Below are 14439 nucleotides of genomic sequence, written 5' to 3' on the forward strand. Positions count from 1 at the left end.
TTTAGCGACATCAAGGCATAAATGCCTTGATGTCGAACTCACGTTATTTAGAAACCTCTTTTGTCTTAAAACGGTCGCCGTATTGTGATTCCAGCTTATTTAATAAATCTTTCAGTTTATCGTGGCCGAAATCCTCTGCATACTTCATTGGACCACCTCTAAACGGAGCAAAACCGGTGCCAAATATCATACCTCCATCCAGTAAATCACTGTCGGCAACTACATCTTCTCTTAGACAGGCATTGGCTTCATTGACCATCCGAAGAATAAGGCGGTGAGCGATATCGGTATCGCCTGTTGTTGCAGGAGTCTCTTTGATTGGTTTACCGTTCTTGTATTTGTAAAATCCTTCGCCGGATTTGCGGCCCAATTTACCTTCTTTCACCATGTCACGAAGTTTTTGTGGCACCTTACCTCCAAAATGACGAGTCAGGTTTTCCGCGACAGCAAGGCAGACATCCATGCCGACGGTATCTGCCAATTCCACAGGCCCCATAAACATACCAAAATCAGTGGCTGCCTTGTCAATGGTAGATGCCTTATAACCTTCTTCCAGCAACTGCACACATTCCATTAAATAGGGCATTAATACGCGATTAATTAAGAAGCCGGGACTTGATTTAACAGGTAATGGCAATTTATTAATTTGACCGACAAAAGAGCAAGCCTCATCGCCGACTTTTTTATTGGTTTTAGCGCTGCTGACAACTTCTACCAACTCCATTTTGGCAACTGGATTAAAGAAGTGAATACCCACAAGACGGCCGGGTTCTTTCATGACTTCAGCAATCTCTTCTAAAGGAATACTTGAAGTGTTAGTGGCTAATATAGCCTCTTTTTTCGCATTTTTTTCTACACGTTTAAAAATTTGCTGTTTAACCTCCAGGTTCTCATAGACCGCTTCGATAATAACGTCCGCGCTAGAAACGCCATAGCCTTCCGGGTCTGGTTTTAATCTGTCCATTGCGGCCTGAATAAGGCGATCTTCTCGCAGTTTCTTTTTAAACAACTTGTAGGCACGTCCTATAGCAGGAGCAATTTGTTCATAGCTTTTGTCTTCCAAGGTCACCATTATACCTCGTAAAGCGCACCAGGCCGCTATATCTCCCCCCATCACTCCAGCGCCAATTACATGAACACGACTGGCTTTAAATGAAGTGTTCTTTGCAAAACCTTTCATTCGCTCCCGCAAAAGAAATGCACGTATCAGATTTTTAGAGGTATTCCCCTCTTTAACCAAATGTTCAATCGAGTCCACTTCCTTTAAATAAGCACGCTCTCCATATGTGCCTTCTTTTTCCCATAAATCAATGACAGCATAAGGTGCCGGATAATGCGCCTTCTTCACTTTTTTCGCGACTTCTCTTCTCATTAATGGAGCGATAAGCTTACGAACCCAGGCATAATTTGTGATGGATTGAATAAATCCTGGCTTGTGTTTGCCTGGTTTATTTTCAATGTAATAAACAGCAGCTCGTTTTAATTGCCGCACAGGAACAGCATCATCTATCATCCCCAGTTTTTTGGCTTTTTTAGAAGAAACAGCACTTCCTGATAATATGATTTTTGATAAAGCATCATAGCCGCCGATTAACCGTGGCAGTCGCACTGTCCCACCCCAACCAGGATGTATGCCAAGCATCACTTCCGGAAGACCAATCCTGGTGTCTTTTTCATTGGTGGCAATACGATAATCACAAGCCAAAGCCAATTCATAACCACCACCCATACAAAACCCATCGATCATGGCAACCGTAGGAATGGGTAAAGATTCAATCTTCGCAAAAACAGCCTGACCTTTACGCAAGAAATCCACTGCTTCAGATTCATCTTTAAATTTACTGAAAGCATGAACATCTGCACCGGCAATAAAGCCTTTCTTTTTAAGTGAATGAATCACCAACCCAGATGCATTTTTGTCTTCAGAGATATCCTGCAAGACACTGTTTAATTCATCGAGAGCTTGTTCGTTGATTGTATTGACAGTGGAATCTTTGCGATCAAATCCCAACCAGATAATGTTCTTCTCATCCTTTTCTGTTACCCAGTGTTTTACTTTGCTCATTGTCCTTTCACCTCTGTCAATCGTTCCAGATACATGGCGCCCCCTTGACCACCACCAATACAAATGGCCGCCATACCATGAGATTCATTTTTTTCTTCCAAAGATTTTAATACGTGTAAAACGATACGTGCACCACTTGCGCCAATAGGATGCCCTGCTGCAATGGCACCTCCTTCCCGATTTAATTTCTCTATAGAAGGTGCACCAAATGCTTCATTCAATCCCAATTGCTCTCTGCAGTAACTTGCATCATTCCAAGCAGCCATACAACCTAATACCTGAGCAGCAAATGCTTCATTTATCTCCCAGCAATCCAGGTCATTGGCGTTTAGATTATGCCGCTGCAAAATAGGCGTTGCCGCATGAACCGGACCTAATCCCATTTGTGCCGGATCAAGAGCTGCCCACTGAGAGTCAACAATCCTGCCTATTACTTTCAAACCATATTTTTTCACCGCATCTGCGCTGGCTAATAAGAGAAGGCTGGCACCATCGGTTATCTGAGAACTATTACCAGCAGTAACCTTACCGTATTTTTTATCGAAAAATGGCTTAAGCTTTGCAAGTTTTTCAATCGTTGTATCAGGACGTATACCATCATCCTGCTGATAAAGATTGCCTTTATGGTCAATCATGGGCACCACTTCACTCATTCTGTTCTCTTGGTAAGCCTTAGCCAGCCTATGATGGCTCCTGTAGGCGAATTCATCCATGTCATCTCGGGAAATATTAAAACGATACGCCACTTTTTCAGCCGTCTGTCCCATATTAAGCCCGACAATTGGGTCAGTCAGCCCTCGAAGTAAAGCCAGTACAGGAGCCAGATAAGATGGACGAAACTTAGTGACCAAATTCAATCGTTGGCCCAAACTTTTTGCTGAGTACCACTGAGCAAGCCATGAAGCCATTTTTTCGTTAAATAATAGGGGGGCATGGCTCATTGCATCTGTACCGCCTGCCAGAATTAAATCACTTCGCCCGTTGGCAATTTGTATTGCCGCATTATCTAATGCTTGCATACCAGAGGCACAATTTCGCATGACAGTGAAAGCTGGAACTTTTTCACCGCAACCCAATCGCAAAGCAATAACCCTGGCAATATTAGCCTCATCAGGCCCCGGCATTGCCGAACCAATGATCACTTCATCGATTTCACCTGGTTCAAAAGGTTGTCTATTCAATAAAGGCGTGCCTGCTGCGACAGCCAAATCAGAACCAGTAAATGGTCCAATACCTTTTGCTTTAAGAAAGGGAGTTCGATTACCATCCACAACATACACATCTCTTCCCTTTATGTTTGACTGTTTTTTCATTAATCCTCCTGATCTATTATCAAGCAATTGATAAACCTTAAAAAAAAGATTGCAATTAAGATAGCAGCTATACGAATTTTTTGGAAATTTTTATTAACCCGGGTTCGAAGTTTTATTAAATTTGTTGCATTACACGTTTGATTTTCGTGCAAAAAATTAGTTATATTTATAACTGTAACATTTTAAGGCAAGCCCAATAGAACAAAGATTTTAATACTCATCTCAAGCAGCACAGTATTTTTAGCAGCTGGATAAGTTTAAACATAGGCTATTTTTTAAACATAGGCTATTTTTTTGTAATTGAACATATGGGAAAGCATTAAAAAATACAATAGAGTTGACGATAGATGAATTCCTGATATACTTCGCAACCATTGGACGGAGAGATGGCCGAGTGGTCGAAGGCGCTCCCCTGCTAAGGGAGTATGGGGGAAACCCCATCGAGGGTTCGAATCCCTCTCTCTCCGCCACAAAACACGCGCCCGTAGCTCAGTTGGATAGAGTATCTGGCTACGAACCAGGAGGTCGGAGGTTCGAATCCTTCCGGGCGCGCCATTTTATCCCCTATCAATATGCTATCTAAATTTGCTTAAATTATTGCCACCATAGGATGTCTTACATAACGGTTGTAAATAATGTGATCATAAACTATGAATAAGGATATAGTACTCATTCCCGGAGCATTGGCAACCCCAAAGCTTTGGTATCAGCAAGAGATATTTTTTCAGGGAAGCAAGCAACTTCATTATGTTGATGTGCTCAATAGCGATTCTATTGTGGAGATGGCTCATCGCTTTATTTCAATCGCCCCTAAAAAATTTACTTTAATTGGCTTTTCTATGGGGGGTATATCACCCTCGAATTATATCACCATATCCCAAATAAAATAGAGAAACTCATTCTAATTAATTCTGCCGCAAAATTAGTGTCAGAAAAGGGACAATTAGAACGCGAGCGTTCTCTCGATTTAATGAACAAAGGCAAGTTTGATTTCTTAATCAAGCTTATCTTTAAAAACTCAATTTATGATAAAGAAAAGCACAACGTTCTATTACCCTTGGCACAAGAAATGGCTCAGGAAGTGGGAGTTGAGAATTATAAAAATCAATTGAATGCTATTCTCAATAAACCAGATCATTCATCATTATTATCATCAATTGAATGCCCAACATTATTGATTGCGAGCAAAGAAGATAAGGTTATGCCTATTGAACGATCGGAGCATATGGAGAAAAACATCAAGCGTTCGGAATTAATTTATATTGAAGAATGTGGCCATATGGCCATGTTAGAACAACCAGATAAAATTAACCAAATATTGACCGATTGGTTGTAAGTAATATCGATTTTAGGGATGTATCAATGCATAGCGTCAATGAAGATGGAACTATTTGTGTAAACTTAAATGATTACAATGAACTGTCAGATTCTATTCGATTCCGTGCAAAAATCGACTACCTAATTGAAAAGCTTAATTGTCCAAAAGAAATTCCTAATTTTTCTATTTCAATGTTTTTTCATGGTGGTCAACGATATTATATTTCCAATCTTTACCTATGGGCGATCCCTTATCGAACCGAAGGTTTGTATCGTGGAGACGTTGATCATGATCGTACTATTTATAATGGGAAAGAATTTTTTATCCAGCAAGATATAAAATATGATGCGATGCAAATTCCTATTATTCAAGTACTGGAATCACGTTATAGTCTAAGCACCACTTTTGCTATGGTGAGGCAATGTGAAGAATGTGATTTTATTATCGAGGCGTACCATTCTGAAAAAGTAGAAGCTCCCCAAAAACTCTACTATCAAGTACGCGATAATTTTGAACAGTTTATATGCCTTTTTTTTGATGCAATGCTTCCAGAAATAATGACAGCCACACCCAATCAAAAATGGTTAGCTATATTCAATGATAGTGAATTTAGAAAAAGTGTCATCACACGTAAAGCAGTTAATAAACCACTGACACAACTCACTCCAACAGAATTACAATGCTTAAGCTTAATTTCCAAAGGAATGACGATTAAAAAAATATCCGAATACCTTCATCTATCAAGCGAAACAGTGAATACTCATGCCAAATCTATCCGAACTAAAATGAGCTGCGTAAATATTACCGAAGCGGTAACAAAAACATTTCGTTTAGGGCTATTATCTTAAAATACCCAAATTTGGGGATGGGATATCTTGCCGAATATTTTATACTCCACCATGTTGTCATAATATTTACACGGAGTTTTAACATGGGATGTATTATAGAATTTAACAACGCTCTTCGATTTAATTTTATTCAAAATAAATGTAAACAAAAACTATGGATTGACGTTCTATTACGGTCTAGTAAAGCTAATATTGAGCATTTAGCAGATATCCTTGATTTACCAATTGAAACGGTAATTGTAAGTTACAAAAAATTATATAATGGCCATTAAGAGAGTAGCCCCTTATTGTAAAAATAAAGGGCACGGGCGTGAGCGACCGTCGCGGAATAGGTTTTAACAACCGTCTGGATCAAGGTACTCTAGCCCTGCTCTCGAAACGTTTGAATAGTTGAAAGGACTCTGATTAAAGAACGTCCGCTTACAATCCTAAACAATAAAATTTCGAGGCGCGCATGTCATTATACAGTAATTATATTGGTATCGATATTGGAAAAATTTCTTTTGTTGTAGCGATGTATGGCTCAAAAAAGATATACGAATATGAAAATAATCCGACAGGTATTAAAGCGTTTATAAACGATTTCAAGAGTAAATTAAAATATGCTTTAACTGTATTAGAAACGACAGGTGGTTATGAGATGCAATTATTGCTCACTTTGTGTGAGTCAGGGTTTGCAGTACATCGAGCTAATACACGTAAGGTCAAACGATTTATTCAATCTTATGGCAATGAGGCAAAGACGGATAAACTGGATGCCCTCTCATTGGCTTTATATGGGTATGAGCGAGCACAACGACTAGAACTATTTACTCCTCAATCAACAAAAGCCCTTGCCTTATTTGAGTTGGTGCAGCGTCGTAATGATTTAAAACAAATGCTTGTTGCAGAAAAGAATAGATTAAAAGCTCCTCGCGCGGACATCATCAAAGCGAGCTGTAATGCAATGCTCGAGGTGCTTAATAATCAAATCAAGACCATTACAGATGAAATAAATACCTTGATAGAGGCTGACTCTGTGTTAAGAGAAAAAAAAGCTATTCTAAAAACTATTCCCGGCATAGGGGATATCATTGCTAATGAGCTTCTTGTCTTATTACCAGAATTAGGTTCCTTAACGCGACGTAAAATTGCTTCGCTTGCTGGCCTTGCACCAAAGGCAAATGATAGCGGGCAGTTTAGCGGTTATCGGTGTATTGGTTATGGCAGATGTGGAATTAAGCCCATATTATTCTTAGCTGCCATGGCTGCAAGAAATTCAAATTCTAGCTTAAAATCTTTCTACAATCAGTTAATTTCTTCCGGAAAGAAAAAGATGGTAGCTTTAACTGCTTTAATGCGAAAAATCATTGTTATTGCAAATGCCAGAATAAGAGATTTTAATTCGGGATTATTTTGTGCATGATGATAGATTAATTAACTCATGTTACGCACTAAACCTTGCTGCTCCCTGAAATTTAATTAAAATTTCATCCCTGATTTTTAGGGAGGAAGATTTAATGGATATGCTTGATATTTATACTGACTATTTAATTTGCCAGAATAAATATGCCACAGCTACAGGTTTATCGGAGATGTTGGATGGTGAATTTGCGCACGACAAGGTGACACGATTTTTACGACTACAAGATTTTGGTTCCAAAGCGCTCTGGAATTATGTCAAGAAGTCAGTCAGGGAGAGTGAAGCATCAGACGGTGTTCTTTTATTGGATGACTCGATTGAGGAGAAGTCTTATACCGATGAGAATGAAATTAATTGTTGGCATTATTCCCATGCTAAAGGTGATGTGGTCAAAGGGATTAATATCCTGACCTGCATGGTTCGGTATGGTGACTTCAGTGTTCCTGTTGGTTATGAAGTTATCAAAAAAGACGTTGCTTTTTGTGACATTGAAACAAGGCAAGCTCGCAGAAAGTCATCCACGACTAAAAATGAACTTTTTCGCAAGCTTATCGCACAAGCGGTTAGTAATCATGTGTTGTTTGACTTTGTACTTGCGGACAATTGGTTTGGCTCGAAGGCCAATATGGCTTACATCCATAATGACCTTCAAAAATCGTTTATTATTGGGATTAAATCTAATCGAACCTTAGCTTTATCCAAAAACGACGCCAACAACGGACGGTACACAAAAGTCAGAGAATTAGAGCTTGAAGAGGACATAGCCCACACAGTCTATCTCAAGGGATTAGACTTCCCAGTGAGGCTTTTGAAGAAAATTTTCAAAAACGAAAATGGTTCTACAGGGGTTCTCTATCTCGTTTCTAATGACATGACCAGCAGTGCCGAACGTCTTTATGAAGTGTACCAGAAACGGTGGCGGATTGAAGAGTATCACAAGTCAATTAAACAAAATGCAAGCCTGAACAAATCTCCAACCCGCACGGTTAAAACACAATCCAATCATATCTTTGCCGCAATCATTGCATACTGCAAACTGGAAATGATGAAAATAAAGACAAAATTGAATCACTTTGCCATCAAGTACAAATTAATACTCAGGGCTAACCAAATTGCCATGCAGGAGTTAAAAAATATGGCTCGTTAAAGTCAATTGTGCGTAACATGAGTAATTAAATTTAAAAAAACGGTTAAGACATAGTTGATCCAGGTGCATCAAGGAAACCTTTATCTTGAGGAAGAATCTGCTGAACGCTTGGGACAATTATTCCTGGTAACATTTGGGACTTAAGAAGCATACTAATCTATAATAACAGCTCTTTTAAGAGCACACAGGTGCTCAGCTTTTGTTGTGAGCAAAATGAATAATAACGAACATAAGCTTGCTCTTCCTTTAGAATACCAAAAAATGCCTGAATATTTCGATGTGCATAATATAAATGAAACCAAGAATGCTTTGATAGAAAAGCTACCAACATGCTATCTAAATATGTTTGAATGGTTTTATAATTTGTTTAATTCAAAACAAAAAATTAACCCATTCTCCAGAGCTATCCATAATGTCAATTGATCACTAATTCTGAATTTTTATGATAAACAATTTAACTTTTTGATTTAAAACATACCTTGTTCATTTTTGAAGTGTGTTGACTATAGGGATGGATTTTGTTAAAAAATTCAAGTTTAAAGTGAAAACAGATTTTTAAATGTTAGGATAATGGCTTTTTATTTGATAATGCTCCTCTGATAGAAGTCAATGTGGGGTTCCATGATGTCTGTAAAAGTGAATATCCATAATAATCTAAATAATTGATATCAAATTTTCCTTTAAACTAGCAGACCGCTATGAGAAGGCTTCTTAGTAGACTGTTGCACAAACACTAATAATTAGGGATAAATAGGAGATAAACATGCCTGGATTCACCTTTCTCAAACTTGAAACCTTACAGGGAAAATACTTCGAGCTTACTGCAAAGTTAATGAAAAAACATAATACTGATGACGTGAATGATTTGCCAGAACATCGGCAAGCTCAATTGGCAAGAGTCGAGGAAGCTTTGCTTCAGGCTGAAGATTTAAAACCAGCATTATTCAATAATCAGGAAGAACTGGAACAATATCAGTCTGCCATTGTTCTTCGCACCTATCTTGATATTAAAAAAGAAATCGAAACAAAAGAGTATTATACAGAAGGTTACACAGCTGCTGTCCTTAAAAAAATTCCATTTGCCTCAAATTTGACGGATCCTTCACGAAGTGAATTATATAAGGATATTGACGTAGCAATGGGAGTAAGCGAAGAAAATTCTCTTGATGAGGAAGCCCTTAAGCTGATTAAGGATGCTCACTCTACAGCCCGATCAATTAATACCTATAAAAATGAAGTTCTTCCTAAGATCTCTGAAAATCTGGTAGGGGGATTACGCCATGTTGAAGCAGGCTCGACTAAGCCTGCTCAACTTGAAACCTATAGGGCGGTTGAAACTTTTGATAAAGAGAAGCTGAAGAAGGCTGAAACCAGAGAAAGTACATTCAACTATCAAGGTGAAGTGTTTGCCTATCAAGGTACTATGTTTAACAAAAAACGTCCTCAGCCTCCTGTAGAGCAATTAGATGAAGAAAATAGCAAAACCTTAAATATGTGATTGCCCTACCATCTCTATCTTATTTCAAGCCGGATACTAACTATTATTCGGCTTGCTCCATCAACCATTAAGAATGATTTTGTAAAACCATACCTCAAAAGCCAAAATGTAATCTTGTTAAAAACATGAATTCTCGGTAACAGCAGCTCGTTGCGAGCAATAAACCACTCCTTTGGGTCCGGCAGTTGAAGCATGTTCACCAAACACAGTCTCTCCCACGATGCCTAAAATCGTTGGGAAAAAGACAAGTGCAAGAGCAATGACAGAAAGTGCAAGAGGTGTTCCTATGGGAATTTGAGTTGGGTTGTCTTTGTGTTGTTTAAATTTTGCTATTGCAGCTATGATGAAAGCCAGACCAGCTATATAAGACACAGCCGTCAACAGCCTCGCTAGCGCAACAAAGGAACCCCGGATAAAAGAGGCCATATCTCCTAGATCTGTAGCGCCATATACAAGCCCACAATACATGAGTAGAAACAGAACGATTAAGTACATGATATTAAAAAAATAAAATACATATAGTAATTATATAACCATTTCATGGCCAAATCCAAAATCCAAAAAATGAACCAGAGCCTCGTCAATATTAAATTGGGGGTTAGCGCTTAAATTACGTTCAGATTTAAACGATTTTTTGCTCAAAATGCGCTGGACTAACAGCGCTAATTCGAGCACTTTGAGCAAAAAGATAGGATACCAGCCCCAATTTAATATGGACCAAGCCCTAAGTTCTGTGCACTTATCTTTTGTCGTAGCGAAAATTGGATGGTTTAGCTCAAATTTCAGCTTGAGTGACGCGAATAGCTGGATCTATTTCTGGATTTATTTAATGAACTCAAGCTGAAATTTAAGATAATCAACCGAATTTGCAGCCGGTAAAAGATAAGTGCGCAGAACCTAGCATGGCACATGGATAAGTATGTGATGATCTTTTATTGCATCTGGCAAATGATTGAAGAGATTAAATGCCGGTCTGTTTTGATCAATTTTATTTCCGGGCTGTTCTGACCATTGTCCATAAATATAATGATAAGCAAGGCCTAAATTATTGGCCTTTCCATAGTAACGAAATCGAGCATACTTTCCTTGCTGAATGATATATTCATTAAGGCCAAGATTATTTGAAACCAAGGTAATGCCTGCGGTAAATCGCACTTTATCTACAGGAACCTTCCCTTCATGCGGGTTATCATGTCCAATACCAATAAACAGTCCAGAACAAACATTATTTGCTTTATTTGCCAACAGTTTTTGTTCAAGTCTCTTCCATGCTTTAGGTGCTGATTCAAAATATAGTCCCTGTTCAGTGACACATTGGAGATGAATAGTCTTTAAGTCCACAATATCTGGCTCATCAAGTGTTACACAGTTCAATTCACTGATAATATTCAGTTTTTTTCTTGCCACTTTAGGCATGTAACCAAATATTTGTTTAAAACACCTGGAAAATGAAGACTGGGAATCAAAACCACTGCTTAAAGCCACTTCAAGAACAGAATTATTTTTACTTTTTAGCGAACAAAATGCCAATTCCATTCGCAACTTACGAATAAATTCTCCTGGGGTCTGACCAGTTGCTTCAGCAAACACTCGCTTCAAAGTCGACAAAGACAGGTGAATATGCTCAGCAACGTCTTTCAAAGTGAAGGGCTGATCGATATGATCATAAATATATCTCACAGCTTCAATGAGTTTATTCTGCGTTAAGTAACTCATTTTTATATACCTCCAATAAAAATAGTATGGCAGAATAGCATTAGACGTATATAAAATTTGTGCAGAAAAGGTCAATTTCGAAATTTATTGTTCACTCATGGCAATATGTTCTACTTCTAATAACTCTTTTTCAGTCAATGAAAAGTCATCGATGGCTAAATCTTGACGCATATGCACCTTATCCGTTGTCCCTGTTAAAGACAAAATGCCTGCATTTTGTGCGAAGCGAAAAACAATTTGCGGGATGGTTTTGTTATATTTTTTCTGTAATATTTTCATCAAGCGGCTGTTAAACAAATATTGCTGATTCGCAGTGAGCAAGGAAAAACCCTGGTAAATGAGTCCTTTATTCTCACAAAATCTGCGTATTTCTTTATCCCAGGCTTGTATGGCAAAACAACGATTTTGTACAAATTTTGGTTTGATTTGTGCTTTTTCATATAATATTTCTAACTGTTGCAGACTGATATTGGAAACACCTAAAAAACGAACCTCTCCTCTATTGACCAGCACCTCCATAGCCTTCCAGGTTTCCAGATCCTGTTCACTGATGCCTTTATTGTAATAGGGGCCATGTAAAATAAAACTGTCCAGATAATCTGTTTGTAAGTGAGTCAGCGAACTAGAAAATGATTGCCCAACCTGATGACTCAAAGAATCTTTCGGATTATAAGGCAAACGATGGTCCTGCCCTCTTTCATAGGTGAATTTTGTCTGGATAAACAGTTCAGCTCGTTTCTTCTGACTTTGCTGTAAATAAGATTGAATGCCTTCGCCGACCGCTTGTTCAAAATAATGTTTCCGTTGATTTGCCGTATCAATGCCAATAAAACCTGCTTTTAAAGCAAGCTCGGTAAGTTCAGCCGTTTTTTCTTCCTTCCAGGCTGTGCCATAAAGCATCATAGGTATATGATGATCTTTCAAAAGTTGTTCGAATTGTTTAGACATAAGGATTCAGATATTCCGTTAAATGATTCCTGAATTATACTTGATATGAAAATACAATTCATTGATGAAAAAAACTTTAACCTTGTTGTTCTGCCAACAATGGATTTATTGAGGCCGTTGATTCCTTAATGCGAATACCGTATGTCTCCAGATCGTCTGTGCTATAAAAATCATCAGCATCCTCGGCTCTATTATTATCATTCAACTTTATCCATTGTCGATATGGCTGGTTGGTTTCTGACATCCCCCATGAACAGAGCATGGTATACGTTATAATACAGTTAAAGGCAGTCGACAATCCTGCAATTAATTTTTGTCGGTAATTAAATGAAAGTCCCATTCTACATGAATCCACATCCAGATTTTTTAATCCTTTATCACTCAGTTCCAAATCTTCTAATAGAATTTCAATCAGAGATTCAGCATCTCGACCTGCAATCAATTCAGCCTCTGGATCACCCTGTCCATTTATTAGTAAAGAATCACCTTCTTGAATCTTGGATAAAAAATAGACAATATTGTTTTCATTATCACAAAGATTAATAAGTGGCTTTTCACACGGATGTTTTTTATACTCTTGAGCCACTAAGCATGCTTTTTCTTTGTCAGGAGCATAGATAAAAATTTCTTGTTGATGAAATATCTTACTCAGTATAACACCTGCCTCTACACCGGCAGACAACTCGTGTTTGACTTGATGTGGATATTCATCACTGTAAGCATAAAATATGATAACATGCGTTTTATTAAGACCCTTGGTTTTAAAAAATTTTGCCATTGAAGAAGCTGGGGATTGCTTTTTGTGTTTATTAGTAAATATTTCACTCTTCTCTTTCATTATGAAACGTTATAATCAAAATGATTATTATATAATGATTCTGATTTAAATTAAATCAAATATTAATGGGGTTGTTTTTCTATTCTAACAAATGGGCATTTTCTATATAGTGATATCTCCTTAATTTTCATATTGATTAAAGACTTAACCTTCCATTTGCTTCAATATGAAACCCCTTTAGCTATAATCATACATATATTGTGCTAAAAAAAGAAACCATGAACTTTTTTACAAAGCATCTACGCGCTTTTTATGAAGTTACAAATAAAAAATCAACCTCGCGAATGACCTCAAAAAGGCGGTATCGTCTAATTCAAATTATATCCATTCAACTTGTTCTGATGGCTATGATTTTAACGGTGAATACGCTTTTTCTTCAATTTTGGTTGATTGTTATTTTATTGATCATGGGAATAATTTCTGCGTGTTTTAATCTGATTTTATTAAAAAAAATGAAAAATACCCGCTTAAGCGGACATGTGCTCATCTTAATTACTTTTTTGATTATCAGTTTGACATATTATTGGGTAGGCGGATTATCGAATTCTTACTTAGCCTGGTATCTTGTCATTCCCATGACAGGTGGAGCAATTCTCGGCATCAGGGGGTTATTTGTTTATACTTGCCTTTCATTGATATCTATTTTCTTTTTTATCTTGTTCGAACCCATAACTATATACGAAGTGCCGCCCAAGTATTTAACTGAAATTTTTTTGGTCAATATCCTCGCCATTCTTTTGCTGGAAACCACCCTGCTCTACAGCCTATTATACGAAAACTTACAATTTTCTACTGAATTGGTGGAGCAGAATTTTCTCTTGCAAGCGGATCAGAAAAAATTTCACTATTTAGCAAGACACGATAACTTAACTAACTTACCCAATCGAACATATTTTAATGCTTACTTGGAAAATTTGCTTGGCTCAGTTAATAGTCAAACACATTCAGTGACCCTTTTTTTTATGGATCTCGATCGTTTTAAGGCAATTAATGATACTTACGGTCATCATGCAGGCGATCAAGTACTTCTAGAATGCAGTAAACGCTTACAGCGATGTCTTCGTAATAACGATTTCATTGCCCGAATGGGAGGCGATGAATTTATTGCTGTAATTGTACATAATAAAAACGATAATGTCCCAGATGTACTTGCCAAACGCATTTTACAAGAATTTAATCAGCCTTTTCATATTGAAAAAAATAGACTTACATGTCATCTCAGCTTAGGTGCCGCCTCCTATCCTAGCGATGCGACTTCCACGGAAGAACTATTAAAAAAAGCAGATAAAGCTATGTATGCTATGAAAATAAAAAACCGAAACAGGGAAAACTAGCATTATCATGAT

At 37.7% G+C, this 14439-nt stretch carries 14 protein-coding genes and 2 tRNA genes; 10 read left to right on the plus strand and 6 right to left on the minus strand.

The window, feature by feature from the left end; all coding sequences use genetic code 11:
- Positions 1 to 43: 43 nt before the first annotated feature.
- Both E4T55_RS01675 and E4T55_RS01680 read right to left on the minus strand, forming a co-directional pair.
- On the minus strand, positions 44 to 2065 hold the full coding sequence (locus tag E4T55_RS01675) for a 3-hydroxyacyl-CoA dehydrogenase NAD-binding domain-containing protein (protein ID WP_058502401.1): 2022 nt from the start codon (positions 2063 to 2065) through the stop codon (positions 44 to 46).
- Positions 2062 to 3378 (minus strand): acetyl-CoA C-acetyltransferase, encoded by a 1317-nt coding sequence (locus tag E4T55_RS01680; protein WP_058502402.1) that lies wholly within the window; start codon positions 3376 to 3378, stop codon positions 2062 to 2064. Before E4T55_RS01680 ends, E4T55_RS01675 begins: the two co-directional genes overlap by 4 nt.
- Positions 3379 to 3758: 380 nt before the next feature.
- Between E4T55_RS01680 and E4T55_RS01685 the strand changes: the two genes are divergently transcribed.
- From E4T55_RS01685 to E4T55_RS01725, 9 genes are all read left to right on the plus strand, one after another.
- A tRNA-Ser gene (locus tag E4T55_RS01685) sits at positions 3759 to 3848 on the plus strand.
- A gap of 8 nt (positions 3849 to 3856) precedes the next feature.
- A tRNA-Arg gene (locus E4T55_RS01690) sits at positions 3857 to 3933 on the plus strand.
- Positions 3934 to 4028: 95 nt separating this feature from the next.
- Positions 4029 to 4268, plus strand: a complete 240-nt coding sequence (locus tag E4T55_RS15380) for a lipase family protein (protein WP_223168317.1) — start codon at positions 4029 to 4031, stop codon at positions 4266 to 4268.
- A gap of 8 nt (positions 4269 to 4276) precedes the next feature.
- Positions 4277 to 4714 carry an alpha/beta fold hydrolase gene (locus tag E4T55_RS15385; protein ID WP_238583437.1) on the plus strand — a complete coding sequence of 146 codons (438 nt, stop codon included), beginning with the start codon at positions 4277 to 4279 and terminating at the stop codon, positions 4712 to 4714.
- A 26-nt stretch (positions 4715 to 4740) separates the two neighbouring features.
- A complete protein-coding gene (locus E4T55_RS01700) occupies positions 4741 to 5544 on the plus strand; it encodes a helix-turn-helix domain-containing protein (RefSeq protein ID WP_058502403.1) in 804 nt (267 codons plus the stop codon).
- A 454-nt stretch (positions 5545 to 5998) separates the two neighbouring features.
- Entirely contained in the window at positions 5999 to 6949 is a 951-nt protein-coding gene (locus tag E4T55_RS01710; protein WP_115325220.1) for an IS110 family RNA-guided transposase, read from the plus strand.
- 94 nt (positions 6950 to 7043) lie between these two features.
- Complete coding sequence (locus E4T55_RS01715; protein WP_115325221.1) at positions 7044 to 8093, plus strand: IS701 family transposase; 1050 nt, start codon at positions 7044 to 7046, stop codon at positions 8091 to 8093.
- A 213-nt stretch (positions 8094 to 8306) separates the two neighbouring features.
- Entirely contained in the window at positions 8307 to 8516 is a 210-nt protein-coding gene (locus E4T55_RS01720; protein ID WP_058500445.1) for a hypothetical protein, read from the plus strand.
- A 340-nt stretch (positions 8517 to 8856) separates the two neighbouring features.
- On the plus strand, positions 8857 to 9591 hold the full coding sequence (locus tag E4T55_RS01725; RefSeq protein ID WP_058500444.1) for a hypothetical protein: 735 nt from the start codon (positions 8857 to 8859) through the stop codon (positions 9589 to 9591).
- A 117-nt stretch (positions 9592 to 9708) separates the two neighbouring features.
- Here E4T55_RS01725 and E4T55_RS01730 read toward each other — a convergent pair whose 3' ends face one another.
- The 4 genes from E4T55_RS01730 to E4T55_RS01745 all read right to left on the minus strand — a co-directional run bounded on the left by E4T55_RS01730 (position 9709) and on the right by E4T55_RS01745 (position 13093).
- A complete protein-coding gene (locus E4T55_RS01730) occupies positions 9709 to 10086 on the minus strand; it encodes a hypothetical protein (protein ID WP_058500443.1) in 378 nt (125 codons plus the stop codon).
- A 402-nt stretch (positions 10087 to 10488) separates the two neighbouring features.
- On the minus strand, positions 10489 to 11307 hold the full coding sequence (locus E4T55_RS01735) for an AraC family transcriptional regulator (protein WP_058500442.1): 819 nt from the start codon (positions 11305 to 11307) through the stop codon (positions 10489 to 10491).
- Positions 11308 to 11391: 84 nt separating this feature from the next.
- The gene (locus tag E4T55_RS01740) at positions 11392 to 12255 is read right to left on the minus strand and encodes an aldo/keto reductase family protein (RefSeq protein ID WP_058500441.1); all 864 of its coding nucleotides are present in this window, start codon (positions 12253 to 12255) and stop codon (positions 11392 to 11394) included.
- A gap of 76 nt (positions 12256 to 12331) precedes the next feature.
- Entirely contained in the window at positions 12332 to 13093 is a 762-nt protein-coding gene (locus E4T55_RS01745) for a hypothetical protein (RefSeq protein ID WP_058500440.1), read from the minus strand.
- Positions 13094 to 13311: 218 nt separating this feature from the next.
- Here E4T55_RS01745 and E4T55_RS01750 point away from each other — a divergent pair, with 218 nt between their 5' ends.
- Positions 13312 to 14427 carry a GGDEF domain-containing protein gene (locus E4T55_RS01750; protein ID WP_223168269.1) on the plus strand — a complete coding sequence of 372 codons (1116 nt, stop codon included), beginning with the start codon at positions 13312 to 13314 and terminating at the stop codon, positions 14425 to 14427.
- The last annotated feature ends 12 nt before the right edge of the window (positions 14428 to 14439 follow it).

The organism is Legionella israelensis (genome assembly GCF_004571175.1).
Classification (GTDB): Bacteria; Pseudomonadota; Gammaproteobacteria; order Legionellales; family Legionellaceae; genus Legionella_D; species Legionella_D israelensis.